Here is a 15,220-nt window from a genome sequence, read left to right as displayed (position 1 = left end):
CCTGATGATTTCGGAAGCTGATCAGCCGGAGCCGGCAGTGCAGCCGCAGGAGCCTGTTTCGCCCGCCGCCGCCTCGCCCGCCCCGGTGCCGCCGGCACGGGCAGCAAAGCCGCGCGCCGGCGTCCCGGTATGGCGGACCGGCAAGCCCGACGCTTTCCTTGCCGCCGCCGTGGACACTGCCCGGAGCGCAATCGAGGGCATTACGGCAGCATCGGATATCGGGCGGCACCTGGCAGCCAGGAGTGAAGGCGACCGCCTGGTGACGCATCTGTTTGAGTCCCGGCTGCCCGGCTACGCCGGCTGGCAATGGTTCGCGGTACTGACCCGGAATTCACGCTCCAAGGTGGTAACCGTGAACGAGCTGGGCCTGCTGCCGTCCGAGGACTCCATCCTGGCCCCGGAATGGGTGCCGTGGGCGGAGCGGGTCCGGCCCGAGGACGAGCAGGAAGCTGAGCCGGAACGGGACCAGGAAACGGCGGAGGCCGGGCAGGAGAGCGCGTCTCCGGAAGCCGCTGCGGCTGAGGATGCGGTTGCGCGGCCTGCCGGCCAGGACGATGAGGCAGGTGCCATGGAAGCGGGTGCCTCTGAAGCGGGTGCCTCCGACGCCGAAGAGCCGGAACAGTCCGCCGCCGACGACGCCGGCACCACCTCGCCGGACGCTCTTCAAGAGCGCTCCTGAAGACAAAATAAGACAAACAAACGGCGCCGCCCGGGAAGAACCCGGGCGGCGCCGTCGTACGTTAAGGCGTCCTGCCTACTTGCGCAGCTCGCCCACCACGTAGTCGATGCTCTCCAGCAGGGCCGAAACGTCCGCAGGCTCGATGGCCACGAACGTGGCGATACGCAGCTGGTTGCGGCCCAGCTTGCGGTACGGTTCGGTGTCCACAACGCCGTTGGCGCGCAGGATCTTGGCAACCACAGAGGCGTCCACTGACTCATCGAAGTCGATGGTGGCGATGACGTTCGAGCGCTCATCCGGGTTGGTGACGAAGGGGGTGGCGAACTCCGAGGCGTCAGCCCAGCTGTAGATGCGGCCGGCAGAATCCGCGGTGCGCTTGGACGCGAAGTCCAGGCCGCCGTTGGAGTTCAGCCACTGCACCTGCGCGTCCAGCGTCACCAGCGTCGACAGTGACGGGGTGTTGTAGGTCTGGTTCAGACGTGAGTTGTCGATGGCGGTCTGCAGGTCCAGGAAATCGGGGATCCAGCGGTCGCCGGCCTTGATCCGGGCTGCCCGTTCCAGTGCCGCAGGGGAGAACAGGCCAAGCCACAGCCCGCCGTCGGACGCAAAGTTCTTCTGCGGGGCGAAGTAGTACACGTCGCTTTGTGCCACGTCGACGTCCAGGCCGCCGGCGGCCGAGGTGGCGTCCACGAGGACCAGCGCGCCTTCGTCGGCGCCGGCAACGCGCTGTACGGGGGCTGCGACGCCTGTGCTGGTCTCGTTCTGCGGCCAGGCGTAGACGTCCACGCCCGCCTCCGCCTGCGGTGAGGGGCGGGTGCCCGGCTCGGACTTGATGATGGAGGACGCATCAAGGAACGGTGCCTTGTTTGTGGCTGCGGCGAACTTGGAGCCGAATTCACCAAAGGAAAGGTGCTGGGCCTTCTTCTCCACCAGGCCAAAGCTGGCAATATCCCAGAACGCGGTGGAGCCGCCTACGCCAAGCACCACTTCGTATCCTTCAGGTGCACGGAAGAACTGGCTCAGGCCTTCGCGGACAGAGCCCACCAGGTTCTTGACCGGCGCCTGGCGGTGGGACGTGCCGAGGATGTTCTTTGACGCGGCTGACAAAGCATCGATCTGCTCCTGCCGGACTTTGGAAGGCCCGGCGCCGAACCGTCCGTCCTTGGGCAGGAGGTCGGCGGGAATAGTGATGCTGGTTTCGCTCACAGGTGCTCCAATTTCGGCGTGGACGTAACTTTTGTCCGGACGGGTGTTGGCGGCCGGCAGTCGGCGGTGACTGCAACCAGGGCCTTCCTCATTCTGCCTGAAGCGCTGTTTCGGCGGGAAACCGGACCGTCATAGTCCAGCTAATGAGACGCCCGAGCGGCAGGGGCCGAACTATTCGGACAAAGTCAAAATAGGCTAAGCTTTTCCACGGACTACGTCGCAGTGAAGGCGATACGGTGGGACAACGCAAGGTACTGCGCTCGAGGAGCTGAGCTGGATGACGGATCTGATCGACACTACGGAAATGTACCTTCGGACCATTCTGGAGCTTGAGGAAGAGAACATCGTTGCTCTTCGTGCGCGCATCGCAGAGCGGCTCCGGCACTCCGGGCCCACTGTTTCACAGACCATCGGAAGGATGGAGCGCGACGGCCTGGTGGTTGTCTCCGGCGACCGGCACCTGGAGCTCACTGAGACCGGACGGAAGCGCGCCACCGAGGTCATGCGCAAGCACCGCCTGGCCGAGCGGCTGCTCGCCGACGTGATCGGCCTGGACTGGGCTTATGTCCATGACGAGGCCTGCCGCTGGGAGCATGTGATGAGCGAGCGGGTGGAGCGGCGGATCTACGAGATGCTCAACCACCCCACGGAATCTCCCTACGGGAATCCAATTCCCGGTCTGGCAGCCCTTGGGGGCGCGCCGTCGCCCGGTTTCGCCGACGGGGCCATCAGCCTCCTCGAAGCAATGAAGTCATACGGGCCCGCATCGCAGGTGACGGTGAGCCGGCTCGCCGAGCCCATCCAGGTAGAGCCGGAGCTGCTGTCCCAGCTCGATGAGGGCGGTATCCGTCCGGGCGCCGCCGTCTCGCTGGAACGCGTGGGCGATTACATTTCGGTGCGGGTTCCAGGCATTGAAGGGGCGCTGGAACTGCCGCCCGAGGTGGCCGCGCACGTGTTTGTCGCGATCAGCCAGCCTGCGGTCTAACGCGCGGGCTACCCGATAGAGGGCCGTTTAGGCAAAGATAACGGAATTGTTACTAAGGGGCTTAAGCCCCTATAGTTGAACCAAGCGTTGATATTAAAGCGTTACCTGATCTGGAGCCGAGCTCTGCCAGCGGATCGGGAGCACGAGTCGTAACTGGCAGAGGCGGGGGAACCACAACCGGCAGCGGGGGACTGCCTTGGGGTGAAGTCCGTCAGCAGCAAGCCTCTTCCAGCGAAGGATCCTTACCGGGATATCTCTGTGCCGAAGCTTGCTTACGGCGGACCGGGTCTTTGAACTCTCTGACCCGAATCCGACAGCTAACTTCGCAGGCTTTCCAGAGAGGACCCTTCTTGACCATGCAGAATTCCAGGGGCCGCCGCCGGGCGGCGAGCCCTGCTTCGACGCCGCGCGTTGTCGAAGTCATCACCTCGGAGCGCCCCCGCGACCTCCACCGTGATGCCCGCCGTCGCCGCGGACCCCTCCGCCAGATCACCGAGTTCGCCTCGGCCAGCGGGATCGGCCAAAAAGCCGGCATCGCCCTTGCTGCCACCGGCCTGGTCCTCACCGTGACAGTGCCCGCCACCAGCCCCGTGATGGCCACCGATGCCGCAGGCATTGCGCCGGTTGCTGCTTCCGCCGTGACCCCGCAGCCCCAGGTTTCCGCCGAAGCGGGAGCCCAGATCGACTTCAGCCGCTCCGCCGTGGTCACTCAGGCTGACCCGGACGGCAAGCTGAAGCAGCTGCTCAGCGCCCAGTCTGCAGGCGCCATCAGCCGCGCCGCCTCGGCCGGCAGCCTTGGCGCCCCCCTGGCTGTGATGTCCACCGCATCACCGTTCGGCTACCGCGTGAGTCCCATCACAGGGGGCTCCGGCGATTTCCACCGCGGCCAGGACTACGTGGCCCAGTGCGGCACGTCCGTGGTGGCAGCTGCTACCGGAACCGTGACCTTTGTGGGCTGGCACCAGTACGGCGGCGGGAACCGCGTGGTGATCGACCACGGAAACGGCCTGGAAACCACCTATAACCACCTGTCGTCCTTCAGCGTGAAGGAGGGGCAGACCGTGTCCCGCGGCGAAGTTGTCGCACTCAGCGGCACTACGGGAGCTTCCACCGGCTGCCACCTGCACTTTGAGGTGCAGGTTAACGGCGAAGTGGTTGACCCCACTGGCTGGCTCTAGTCAAGTGACGGTCAACTCTCAGATGAACGTGACTCGTCGTGATCTGAATGTGACATTCACTCAAAACTGCTGTACCGTCTAACTCGCGTCAACTTTTCCGAAGTTGACGCTCTTGTGCGGATTGCCTAGCTCTGCCACCGCTCAAGGTCCGTTCGCATGACATCGTCTGGCAGGGGCGGGGGAACCAATTTTGGCCTTTCCAACTGGAAGGGCCTTGGGGTTAAGTCGCAAAGCTTCCTTGGAAGCAGCGCGGCCGGGTGACTCCCATCCGAATCCGACAGCTCACCTCGCAGGCATTGGGAGAGGCTACCTTCGTGTCTTCACGCCATAATTCTGCGCGCCACCGTGCGCAAACGGTTCGTACCAACCCCCTGGACACTGTGTCCAAGGCTGTTAGTGCCAATGCCGGGACAGTTGGTCGCCAGGCTGCCGTTATCGCAGCTGCCTCGGGCCTGATCCTGAGCATGGGCCTGCCTGCCACCGCCGCAGACACCACCGCCGGGGTGTCTGCCTCCACCGAATCCGGGTCAGCGCAAAGCGCCCTTGCCGTTACTGCAGCACCCACGGCCACCGTCTCCTTTGAGCGCCCTGTGGTCAAGACCACTGCCGCTCCCAAGGTGCAGACCGTACGTACCCAGTCCACGGATTCAGCTGATCGAACCGCTGCCACCGGAACCGCTGCCGCCGGAACTGCTGCATCCGCCACGGAGAAGCTGGCCGAAACCGTATCCGCTGCCTCCACCTCGGGCATTGCTGCCATTGCCTACACCGGCATCGGCCGTTCGTACGTATGGGGCGGCACCAGCCCCGTCACCGGCTGGGACTGCTCCGGCTTCACCCAGTGGGTCTACGCGCAGGCCGGCATCAGCATCCCGCGCACCAACGCCTGGACTGCCATGAAGCCGACTTCCACCCCGCAGCCGGGTGACCTTGTTATGCAGAACGGCGGCGCGCACGTTGGCATCTACGTCGGCAACGGCATGATGATCAGCGCCCTGAACCCCTCCCAGGGAACGCTGCTGCACGCGGTTGCCGCTACCGGCTCCTCCGCGTTCTTCACTATGAACTAGTTCTTCGACCTCCGGGTCCAAGGGCTTTTTCTTTGCCCACAAGCTTTTCGCTAAATCACACATCCCCGTTCGGGGCGTGCCGGCGTACCCCCAAGATGCCGGCACGTCCAAACCCCCCTGTCTGCCTACGAGGTGACAGGGGAAAACGAAAGAGAGAACTGATGACTACTCGTGCAACCGCACGGCATCGTGCCGAGGTCACCAAGACCAATTCGTTCGCCATCATTGCCAAGGCTGTTGGCGACAACGCCGGCGGCGTCGGCCGCCAGGCAGCGGTGATCGCTGCCGCTTCCGGCCTGGTCCTGACCAGCGGCCTGGCAGCCAACGCTGCAGACACCAATGTCCAGCGTGACTCCGCTCCTGCCTCCAACCTGGAAGTTGAATCAACGGTTGAGGCCCCGATTTCGGCTGCGTCCACCATTGCCATTTCCTTCGAGAAGCCGGCAGTGACCACCACTCCGGCTCCCGTTGTGGAAGCCCCGGAACCCGAGGTCGAGGTCCAGGAAGCAGCCGCCCCGGCCGCCCAGCCGGTTCTTGCCGCCAAGGTGACCGCTTCGGCTCCGGCCGCAGCTCCCGCCGCCCCGGCAGCTTCCGCATCCGGTAAGGGTGCCGCCATCCTCTCCGCTGCCTACGCGCAGCTTGGCGTGATGCAGGACTGCACCATGCTGGTCACCAACTCCCTGGCCGCCGTCGGAATCAACTTCCACGACTGGCCCGCCGGCTACCTGTCCCTCGGCCGCACCGTGAGCGCCGCCGAAGCGCAGCCCGGCGACCTGATCTACTACGCCGATGGTGGGGCCGGCATGGCCCACATCGCTGTCTACGCCGGAAACGGCCAGGCGGTGCACGGTGGCTACAACGGCAACCAGACCGTTGTGTTCAGTGCCAACGTTGGCTCCGGACCGGTCTTCATCCGCGTCAACTGATACCTCCGGCCCGCTGATAGCGGGCTGACCAGGATCGCCAAGACAACCCCTGCCTTGCGGCAGGGGTTGTCTTCGTTTAATCGGGCGCGGCGGGGCTTCGCGTGGAAGCGGATACGGCGGGTCCGGTCCCGGCATTAGCTGATAGCGCACTTCTTTGTTTACTCTTGTGGTGTCGATCCATAGCCCGGACATGCCGAGGGCAGCCGGCCCTCGTGCCCCTGACGGGTGCGGCCGTGAAGAGGTACGTGCATGCGCACTCTCGTTCTGAATGCTGGATATGAACCGCTGGCGGTTATTTCTTTCCGCCGGGCGCTGGTGCTTGTGCTGACGAACAAGGCGAGCGTCGTGGCCGAAGGGGACGATCCCGTAGTGGGTCCCCAGGAGATACTGGGCCGCCCGTCCGTGATTCTCCTGAACCGCTACATCCGCCCCAGATACAACCAGTCAACGGCTGTGAGCAGACGCGGCGTGCTCCGACGCGACGGGCACAAATGCGCCTACTGCGGAAAAGCCGCCCACACCATCGACCATGTCCACCCCAAGTCCCGCGGCGGCGCGGATTCATGGGAGAATCTCGTGGCTGCGTGCCTTCGCTGCAACAACGCGAAGGGTGATCACACCCCGGCGGAGATGGGCTGGAAGCTGCGCTTCGTGCCCGAACCTCCGCGTGGCGCCATCTGGCAGATCAAGGAACTCGAGAAGCCCACACCTGCGTGGGATCCGTTCCTGCTGCCGGAGCGCGCTGCCTGACCGGCGGGTCCGGTTGCTCTGCTCCCCAGTAGGCTGGGGGAGTGGAGCAGAACAGTTTGGACTTCGATGCCCTGATCCTTGCCGGCGGGCGGTCGTCCAGGCTGGACGGAGTACCCAAGCAAGGGCTGGTAGTTGCCGGCGCCACCCTGTTGGAGCATTCGCTGGCGGCATGCTCCGCAGCGTCCCTCACAGCAGTGGTGGGTCCGGATCCCGGGCCGTTGCCTGCCGGCGTCCTCGCCTGCCGCGAGGAGCCGGAGTTCGCTGGTCCGGCGGCTGCGGTGGCTGCCGGGCTGGAAACACTGGGACGGGCAGGCGGCGGACGCGGCTTCACCCTTGTGCTGGCCTGCGATATGCCCCGGGCGGCCGGCGCCGTGCAGGTACTGGCGGAGTCCCTTGCCGCACGTGGAAACAAAGGAGACGGAGTGATGGCGTGTTCCGAAGAGGGGACCGCCCAAATGCTGGTGGGTTTTTACCGCACGGACGGGTTAAAAAAGGCCGTTCAGGAGCTGGCCTCACGGGAGGCCCTAATCAACGGTTCCATGCGGTCCCTCCTTGCTAGTCTTGACGTGCAGCTTGTCACCGTCCCCGCCGGTACCACAGACGATGTGGATACCTGGGATGATGCCGCCGCATTAGGAGTAGACGCCGGGCAGCCGGACGTGCGCCAGGACCGGCGCGGCAGCAGTTGAATTGGGAGGCAAAGAGTGAAAAGCCAGGATGAAACGCTGGAGGAATGGTGCAGGTCGCTTCTCCAGGCCTATGAGCTTGAGGACGTCCAGGTGGACGTCAATGCCATCCTTGCCCTCGCAGGGGTTGCTGCCCACTCCGTAGTGCGGCCTGCGGCGCCCCTCACCACCTTCATCGCCGGGTACGCCGCCGGCCTTGCTTCGGGTTCCGGGAAAAACACGGAGGCTTCTCCGATGGAAGATGCCTTGGCCGTGGCGCGTTCCCTGGCTGCCGATTACGATGCCGAAGCCGCCGGGGCTCCCGGGGAATGACTGAAGAACCCGGGAAAGAACGGAGCTCAGCAGACCCGCCGGAGAAGGCCCGGCACGCAGCCCATACGTGGGAGGAAGCCCGGCAGGCGGCCTTCGACGCGGCAACGCCTATTCCCGCCGGGCCGGTGCCACTGCACCTGGCCCTTGGCCGCATCCTGGACCAGGACGTTGTGGCACTGCAGGACATGCCGCACTACGCGTCCTCGGCCATGGACGGCTGGGCGGTGAACGGGACCGGGCCGTGGATCCTTGTGGAACCAGGCACGCGGCTGGCCCCGCACCAGGCAAGCCCCATTGTGACCGGCGGGCTCATTCCCCCCGGTGGAAAAGGCGTGCTTCGGAGCGAGAGCGCGGGCTTGGGCAAGGATGAGGACGGGCTGCCCGTCCTGATGACCGGCGGCAGCGCCCGGCCCGGTGAGCCACGCACCGGCCAGCACATCCGGAAAGCCGGGGAGGAAGCCCTGGAAGGGGACATCCTGGTGAAGGCGGGGGCGCAGCTTAACCCCGCACACCTGGCCCTGGCCGCCCTCGCGGGCTACGACGAGCTGCCGGTCCAGGGCAAACCCGTGGTCCGGCTGCTGCTGACCGGCTCCGAAGTGATCGGCGAGGGCATCCCGGTTCCCGGCCAGGTGCGGGACACTTTCGGTCCGCAATTGCCGGCTGTGGTGACCATGCTGGGCGGAATCGCCGGCGGACAGCAGCGGATCGGCGACTCCTACGAAGAGTGGCTTGCCGCGCTCGAAGACGTGGTTCCGGAGGCGCCCGGAGCGCCGGACCTGCCAGCCGACGTCGTGATCACCACCGGCGGCACCGGGCGGTCCGGCACGGACCACCTACGCGATGCGGTGGCTGAACTGGGTGGCCGGCTGGTCATTGACGGAATCGCGATGCGGCCGGGTCACCCCGCAGTCCTCGCCGAGCTGCCCGACGGACGCTTTGTGCTTGGACTGCCGGGGAATCCGCTCGCCGCGATGATGGCGCTGTCCACTGTGGGGGCGCCGCTGCTCGCGGCCTTGGGCCACGGCAGGCTCCCGGACATTCAGGAGGTGCCCTGCGGAAGCATCATCGAACCTGATCCGGGGCGTACACGCCTGATGCCGTTCCGCCTCCTGTACGGCATGGCTTCACCGGCCCAGCACACCGGTCCCGGCATGATGCGGGGACTCGCCTCCGCCGACGGCGTGATGGTGGTGCCGCCGCACGGGGTCCAGCTCGGGGAACTGGTGCCGGCCTTTGCGCTGCCCTGGGGGCCGCCCATACCGGCACCCGCGGCGCCGGGTTCAAAGGCGAAACCGAGGAACGCGGCCCGGCCCGGGCGGACGGCCGCCAAAACGGCAGCCAGCGGCCCGGTGGACTGGAGCGCGCTGCTTGGCTGACAATCGCCGAACCAGGCTGGTCCCGGCTGGTATCCGGCTCCGGCAGTTGTCATGATGGACCTATGAACACACAGGGGTGCCCATGGGCCGAGTGACCCAGCGCCGCAGGGTGCACAAGTACGTCCTCGATGGGTCGCCCAAGGCCCTCGAGTTTCCGGTGCGGCACCGCGAGGACGTCCTGGCGGTGGAGGAGCCGCTGGAGATCCGGCTGGGACAGCTGTCCTTTTCGGTGACCATGCGTACTCCGGGCGACGACTTCGACCTGGTGGCCGGGTTCCTCGTGTCGGAAGGCATCATCTGGAGCGCCGAGCAGCTGGTGTCGCTGCGCTTCTGCGCCGGCGAGGACGAGAACGGTGTGCAGACCTTCAACGTGGTGGAGGTCCAGTTGCGGCCGGACGTCACCATTCCCTCCATCGGGCGGCACATCTACACGTCCAGCTCCTGCGGCATTTGCGGGACAGACTCGGTGGAGTCGGTGCGGAAGTCCTCGCGCTACGACCTGGACGAGGATCCCCTGAACATCGACGCCGAACTCCTGGCATCGCTGCCGGGACTGCTGCGGAAATCCCAACGGGTCTTTGAGGACACCGGGGGAGTGCACGCCGCCGGCCTGTTCAAGATCAACGACGGCGGTGCGGACCTTCTCTGCCTCCGGGAGGATGTGGGGCGCCACAACGCCGTGGACAAGGTAGTGGGCTGGGCCCTGCGTGAAGGTCTGCTCCCGCTGCGCGGGACCGTCCTGCAGGTATCAGGCCGGGCCTCCTTCGAGCTGGTGCAGAAAGCCGCACTGGCCGGAATCCCCGTGCTGGCTGCCGTCAGCGCGCCCTCAAGCCTTGCCGCGGAACTCGCCGAAGCCAGCGGCATGACACTGGCCGGGTTCAGCCGGGGAACAAGCCTCAACATCTACACCGGGGACCAGCGGATCATCAGGCCGGCTGTGCACGTTCCCGCCGGCGCACTTCCCTGATCCGGCAGGGGCGTCCCCGCAGATCTTCCACAAACCGCTTCCTGGTTGTTCCCCGCCTGGATGTTGGCTTGTAAGCTACCTGTGAGTAGTTTCATCCACCGAATGGACGCTTTAGGTCCACATTCCCCAGCGCTGAAGAGGGCCACCATTGCATGACGACCGCCGGATCACGGAAGTCCGCCTCGAAAGGTTCGTCCGCGAACGTATCATCCCCGCCGTCTACAGCCGGAGCCTGCCCCTGGCCTTGAGCAGCTGGGACGTTCCCGACGAGCCGGTCCCGGCCCTCGAAGCAATGCGGCAGAACTTCAAGCCGCAGGACCACGGTGCACCGTGGGGCAAGCCATGGGGCACCAAATGGCTCCGCCTTCAAGGCGAGGTGCCGGAATTCTGGGGCGCCGCGCCGGACACCACAGTTGAAGTGGTGGTGGACCTCGGCTTCACCACCGAAGTCCCGGGTTTCCAATGCGAAGGGATAGCCTGGCGGGCCGACGGCACCATCATCAAAGCGCTCTCGCCCCGCAACCAGTACATCCCGCTGAAGCTGCTCGGCGGCGGGATGGCGGTGGACTTCTACGTGGAGGCGGCCGCCAACCCCGACGTCGCCCAGGGCTGGACCTTCGCAGCCACCCCCTATGGGGACAAGTCCACGGCGGGAACGGCGCCGCAGTACCGCCTGGGAACCATCGCCATCGCGGAGCTGAACCAGACCGTGTGGGAACTCCAGCAGGACATCTGGACCTTGTCCGGCCTGATGGCTGAGCTGCCCTGGGCGCAGCCCCGGCGGCACGAGATCCTCCGTGCCCTCGAGCGGATGATGGACCTGATGGACCCCGATGACGTTCCCGGCACGGCCGCAGCCGGACGCGAAGCGCTCGCCGAGGTGCTGGCGAGGCCGGCGTATGCATCTGCGCACCGGCTGGTGGCCACCGGCCATGCCCACATCGACTCCGCCTGGTTGTGGCCCGTCCGGGAGACCATCCGCAAATGCGCCAGGACGTTCTCGAACGTGCTGGCCCTGATGGATGAATACCCGGACTTCGTCTTTTCCTGCTCCTCCGCGCAGCAGCTTGCCTGGATCAAGGAGTACTATCCCGAACTTTTCGGCCGGATCCGGGAAAAGGTGCGGGCCGGCCAATTCGTCCCGGTCGGCGGCATGTGGGTGGAATCCGATACCAACATGCCCGGCGGGGAGGCCATGGCCCGGCAGTTTGTCGAGGGCAAGAGCTTCTTCCTGGCCGAATTCGGGGTGGACTGCCAGGAAGCCTGGCTGCCGGACTCCTTTGGGTACTCCGCAGCCCTGCCGCAGATCGTCAAAGCCGCCGGCAGCAGGTGGTTCCTCACGCAGAAGATCTCGTGGAACCAGACCAACAGGATGCCCCATCACACCTTCAACTGGGAAGGTATCGACGGCACCCGGCTCTTCACGCACTTCCCGCCGGTGGACACCTACAATTCCCAGCTCAGCGGGCGCGAACTGGCCCATGCCGAGCGCAACTACCGCGACCACGGCCGCGGCACGGTCTCGCTGGTGCCGTTCGGCTATGGTGACGGCGGCGGCGGGCCTACCAGGGAAATGCTTGCCGCCGCTGCCAGGACGGCGGACCTGGAGGGCTCGCCGAAAGTGCGGATCGGATCCGCGAAGAGCTTTTTCGAGCAGGCGGAGGCGGAGTATCAATCCCTGCCGGTCTGGGTGGGCGAGATGTACCTCGAACTGCACCGCGGCACGTACACCAGCCAGGCCCTGACAAAGAAGGGCAACCGGCGCAGCGAGCACCTCCTCCGCGAGGCGGAATTGTGGTGTGCCACCGCCGCTGTCCGCACGGACTCGTTCGCTTATCCGGCCGCCGAGCTCAAGCGGTTGTGGCGGCTGGTGCTGCTGCAACAGTTCCATGACATCCTGCCGGGCAGCTCCATCGCGTGGGTGCACCAGGATGCTGGACGCAATTACCAGGCCATTGAGGGTGCCCTCGAAGCCCTCATCGCCGAGGCAGCCGCAGCCGTGCTTGGCAGCGGGGAGCGGACCTTCCTGCTCAACGCCGCCCCGCACCCGCGGGCGGGAGTCGAGGCGCTTGGAGCGGGGGAACCGGCCATGCCGGCGCTGCCCGTCCGGGCTGCTGAACAGGAGGGCGGCTACGTCCTGGACAACGGCATCATCCGTGCCGTGGTGGATGCCGACGGGCTGATCAGCTCACTGCGGGACTATGCGAGCGGCCGCGAAGCGATCGCCCCGGGGGAGCGCGGCAACCTGCTCGAGCTGCACCGGGACACGCCCAACGAGTGGGATGCCTGGGACATCGACGAGTTCTACCGGCGGAACGTCACACCGTTGACAAGCGCCCAGTGCGTCGGGCTGGATGAGCGCGGGGATGAAGTGGCCGTGGTAGTGGAGCGGCTGGCAGGATCCTCGGCCATCACCCAGCGGATCAGCCTTGCCGCCGGAAGCCCATCACTGTCCATCACCACCTTTGTGGACTGGCAGGAGCGGGAAAAGCTGCTGAAGCTTGGGTTTGCCCTGGATGTACGGGCTGACCGGTCCGCCGCCGAGACTCAGTTCGGGCACGTCTTCCGCGCCACCCACACCAACACCTCCTGGGAGGCAGCCAAGTTCGAAATCTGCGCCCACCGGTGGATCCACGTGGCGGAGCCGGGCTATGGCGTGGCGGTTTCCAACTCGTCCACCTACGGGCACGATGTCGGCAGGAGCATCAGGGAGGCCGACGGCGGCACCACCACCACAGTGCGCTTGTCACTGCTGCGTGCCCCCAAGTTCCCGGACCCGGACGCGGACCGCGGGCAGCACGAACTGACAGTCACCATCAGGCCGGGCGCTGACATCGCCGACGCTGTCCAGGAGGGCTACCGGACCAACCTTGCCCCTCGCCTGGTCAGCGGCGGCTCTCCTGTGGAGCCACTGTTTTCCGTGTCCAACCCGGCTCTTGTCATTGAGGCAGTGAAGCTTGCGGAGGACGGCTCCGGTGACGTGATCGTGCGGCTGTACGAGTCCTTGGGCCAGCGTTCCGCCGGAAGGCTTACAGCCAACTTCCCCATCCGGGCCACCAGTGCCGTGGATCTGCTGGAGCGGCCCGTCGAGGCCCGTGGGGTGGAAACCGGTTCCGATGGCGCCGGGCTGCTGCTGCGGCCGTTCCAGTTAGTGACGTTGCGCCTTGTCCGCCGGTGACGTGCGCTGGGCCGGCAGAAGCCGACCGTACGCGGGACAACGGGCTAAAACGTCCTTAAATGGCTGAGTGGGGGCGGTCCCCAACGGCCGCCACCACTCATCCCCCCAAAGCGTGCAAAGGCCCCCGGGAGCTGCAACGTTCAAGAAATTATCCCCGTTCGTAAACGCCCCGCAACTCCCGCCTTCACACATCCATGATTATTCCACATTCTAATGAATATGTGAAAGTAAGGGAGGTTACTTTTCGGTAGATGTCCTTCGCGCTTCTGCGCCCCTTTTGTTTCTCACCCTGGCAGCCCAAATCAAGGCCAGGCCAAGCACGAAGCAGAGCACGGCCGTGTAGTTGACGATGAATTCAATAGCGCCGAATTCCGGGGGCACCACAGGGAACAGCAGGGTCAGGGCGATGGCCACCCCGCCGACCGCCAGGAGCCCGGCGGCGAGCCGCACCAGCACGGGCAGCCGGCTGCCCACGGCACGCACCATGGCAGGCAGCAGGACGAGGGATACGTACGAGGGGTAGGCGCGGCCGGCAGCTCCGTAGTACTCCACCAGGACCGAATTGCGTTCACTCTTGCCTGAGGTTGCCGACAACCCTGCTGATGATCCTGCGGTATCCATCAAAAAGAACAGGCCTGTCATGATCAGCGAGATAACCAGCAGGACGATCATTCCCGTTCTGCCGGTGATGAGCCGGTAGGCGTAGTCCGCACCGAAGCCGCGGGTTACCCGGATGCCCACGAAGTAGATCGCCCCGAAGATGATGAAACGCAGGAGCAGGTTGGCGAGGTTAATGCCGCCCAGGGCCTTGTCCACGGCAACGTAGGGTGCCTCGATACTCAACAGGATCGCGGCGGTCATTAGGGCGAAGATATAGAAGAGCGACCGGTTCTCACCGCGAAGCGCACTGGGCACCCGGGCCGCAGCGATAAGGGCGCAAATGGCCAGCGTTGACCACTGAAGTATGTCGATCATCCCAGGTTCTCCCAGATCTTTTCCGTTTGCGCCTGGTCCTGCTCCTGGCGCCGCAATACCTTGCCCAAAGCCTGCAGCCGGTCACCGGCCAGGACCGCGAGGTCCCCGTCGGACAGGCTGTCCAATGCTGCGTGGCGGGCGCCAGGGGCCCAGCCGGCCTCATCTTCTGTGACGAGTCCGGTGGCCACCAGGCCGCTGGTCAAGGCAACACCGGCCGCCCGGGCCGTGGCCACCGCCAGCTCGGCTGTCAGTCGGTTGGCTGTCAGCTGGGCTGAATAATTCTGTGGGGCGATGCCAGTGGCGGCAGATACGCGGTGCCGCACCTCGCCGTCGTCAATCGCGTCAACCCAGTTTTTCACCGAGGTGGCATGCGGCGCCGGTGACAGGTCAGGCGGTTCAGCCCCGGCTTTCCGCCTGGGGTCCATCGCCGGGCGCGTCAGCATCGCCTGCAGCAGGTCCGCAGTGGAGATCTGGCTGACCAGTTCGAAGCGCGTGGGCGGCGGCTGGGGATCGGCCAGCTCCCGGTAAGCATCGAAATCGGCCAGCGCCGACACCGGGTTGATGCCGTAGGCACGGCTGATGCTGACAACTGTGGTGACAGATACTTTCCCACGGACCAGCTGCTGGGCCAGGGTGGTGCGCTTGATCCCGGAGACCCTGCAGACGTCGGCCGTGCTGGCCTCCGGCGCAACACCGTGCAGCCAGCGCTGGAACGCCTTGGCGGGGAGGGTCATGGAGGGCTCTCTGCAGAACGGATGATCTGTCGATTTTAGCCTGCCGGAATCCCGCCGGTTTTACCCGCGCTCCAGTTTCGACTATGCTTGATGGTCGAGCCCGTTGGTCCGTACACCCCCCAAGTCCGGACCAGCGGGTTCTTTTATGTCCGCCGATCCGGGCGCCCTCCCTTTCGCCAAACAGCGGGGCAACCGCGC

The 15,220-nt window shown here is 65.7% G+C and carries 14 protein-coding genes and 2 riboswitches; of the genes, 11 read left to right on the top strand and 3 right to left on the bottom strand.

Features of this window, described 5'->3' with window-relative positions; genetic code table 11:
• Positions 1-4: 4 nt before the first annotated feature.
• Positions 5-679, top strand: a complete 675-nt coding sequence (locus tag ARTSIC4J27_RS16265; protein WP_050056249.1) for a DUF3027 domain-containing protein — start codon at positions 5-7, stop codon at positions 677-679.
• A 75-nt stretch (positions 680-754) separates the two neighbouring features.
• On the opposite strand, the gene serC is transcribed toward ARTSIC4J27_RS16265, so the two are convergent.
• Positions 755-1,885 carry a phosphoserine transaminase gene (serC, locus tag ARTSIC4J27_RS16260; RefSeq protein WP_050056248.1) on the bottom strand — a complete coding sequence of 377 codons (1,131 nt, stop codon included), beginning with the start codon at positions 1,883-1,885 and terminating at the stop codon, positions 755-757.
• A gap of 277 nt (positions 1,886-2,162) precedes the next feature.
• Between serC and ARTSIC4J27_RS16255 the strand changes: the two genes are divergently transcribed.
• From ARTSIC4J27_RS16255 to ARTSIC4J27_RS16210, 10 genes are all read left to right on the top strand, one after another.
• Positions 2,163-2,870: a metal-dependent transcriptional regulator gene (locus ARTSIC4J27_RS16255; RefSeq protein WP_050056247.1), complete on the top strand. Its 708-nt coding sequence runs from the start codon at positions 2,163-2,165 to the stop codon at positions 2,868-2,870.
• Between the two features lie 114 nt (positions 2,871-2,984).
• A riboswitch (cyclic di-AMP (ydaO/yuaA leader) is annotated at positions 2,985-3,214 on the top strand.
• 12 nt (positions 3,215-3,226) lie between these two features.
• Entirely contained in the window at positions 3,227-4,048 is an 822-nt protein-coding gene (locus ARTSIC4J27_RS16250) for a M23 family metallopeptidase (RefSeq protein WP_050056246.1), read from the top strand.
• Between the two features lie 147 nt (positions 4,049-4,195).
• Positions 4,196-4,358: riboswitch (cyclic di-AMP (ydaO/yuaA leader) on the top strand.
• 70 nt (positions 4,359-4,428) lie between these two features.
• The gene (locus ARTSIC4J27_RS16245) at positions 4,429-5,118 is read left to right on the top strand and encodes a C40 family peptidase (RefSeq protein ID WP_050056245.1); all 690 of its coding nucleotides are present in this window, start codon (positions 4,429-4,431) and stop codon (positions 5,116-5,118) included.
• Between the two features lie 161 nt (positions 5,119-5,279).
• Complete coding sequence (locus ARTSIC4J27_RS16240) at positions 5,280-6,044, top strand: NlpC/P60 family protein (protein ID WP_050056244.1); 765 nt, start codon at positions 5,280-5,282, stop codon at positions 6,042-6,044.
• Between the two features lie 249 nt (positions 6,045-6,293).
• Positions 6,294-6,794, top strand: a complete 501-nt coding sequence (locus tag ARTSIC4J27_RS16235) for an HNH endonuclease (protein WP_050056243.1) — start codon at positions 6,294-6,296, stop codon at positions 6,792-6,794.
• Positions 6,795-6,835: 41 nt separating this feature from the next.
• The gene (mobA, locus tag ARTSIC4J27_RS16230; protein WP_235436730.1) at positions 6,836-7,483 is read left to right on the top strand and encodes a molybdenum cofactor guanylyltransferase; all 648 of its coding nucleotides are present in this window, start codon (positions 6,836-6,838) and stop codon (positions 7,481-7,483) included.
• Positions 7,484-7,498: 15 nt separating this feature from the next.
• A complete protein-coding gene (locus ARTSIC4J27_RS22960) occupies positions 7,499-7,792 on the top strand; it encodes a DUF6457 domain-containing protein (protein ID WP_050056242.1) in 294 nt (97 codons plus the stop codon).
• Positions 7,789-9,168 (top strand): molybdopterin molybdotransferase MoeA, encoded by a 1,380-nt coding sequence (locus tag ARTSIC4J27_RS16220; protein WP_050056241.1) that lies wholly within the window; start codon positions 7,789-7,791, stop codon positions 9,166-9,168. The genes ARTSIC4J27_RS22960 and ARTSIC4J27_RS16220 overlap by 4 nt, the downstream gene beginning before the upstream one ends.
• A gap of 82 nt (positions 9,169-9,250) precedes the next feature.
• The gene (gene fdhD, locus ARTSIC4J27_RS16215; protein ID WP_050056240.1) at positions 9,251-10,135 is read left to right on the top strand and encodes a formate dehydrogenase accessory sulfurtransferase FdhD; all 885 of its coding nucleotides are present in this window, start codon (positions 9,251-9,253) and stop codon (positions 10,133-10,135) included.
• A gap of 148 nt (positions 10,136-10,283) precedes the next feature.
• A complete protein-coding gene (locus tag ARTSIC4J27_RS16210) occupies positions 10,284-13,313 on the top strand; it encodes an alpha-mannosidase (RefSeq protein ID WP_050056239.1) in 3,030 nt (1,009 codons plus the stop codon).
• A gap of 237 nt (positions 13,314-13,550) precedes the next feature.
• On the opposite strand, the gene ARTSIC4J27_RS16205 is transcribed toward ARTSIC4J27_RS16210, so the two are convergent.
• Together ARTSIC4J27_RS16205 and ARTSIC4J27_RS16200 are read right to left on the bottom strand one after the other, a co-directional pair.
• Positions 13,551-14,288 carry a hypothetical protein gene (locus ARTSIC4J27_RS16205; protein WP_050056238.1) on the bottom strand — a complete coding sequence of 246 codons (738 nt, stop codon included), beginning with the start codon at positions 14,286-14,288 and terminating at the stop codon, positions 13,551-13,553.
• Complete coding sequence (locus ARTSIC4J27_RS16200; protein ID WP_050056237.1) at positions 14,285-15,022, bottom strand: hypothetical protein; 738 nt, start codon at positions 15,020-15,022, stop codon at positions 14,285-14,287. The genes ARTSIC4J27_RS16205 and ARTSIC4J27_RS16200 overlap by 4 nt, the downstream gene beginning before the upstream one ends.
• Positions 15,023-15,220: the final 198 nt, after the last annotated feature.

The sequence above is a fragment of the Pseudarthrobacter siccitolerans genome (genome assembly GCF_001046895.1).
Taxonomy (GTDB): Bacteria; Actinomycetota; Actinomycetes; order Actinomycetales; family Micrococcaceae; genus Arthrobacter; species Arthrobacter siccitolerans.
This window is presented reverse-complemented; position numbering and strand designations above follow the sequence as displayed.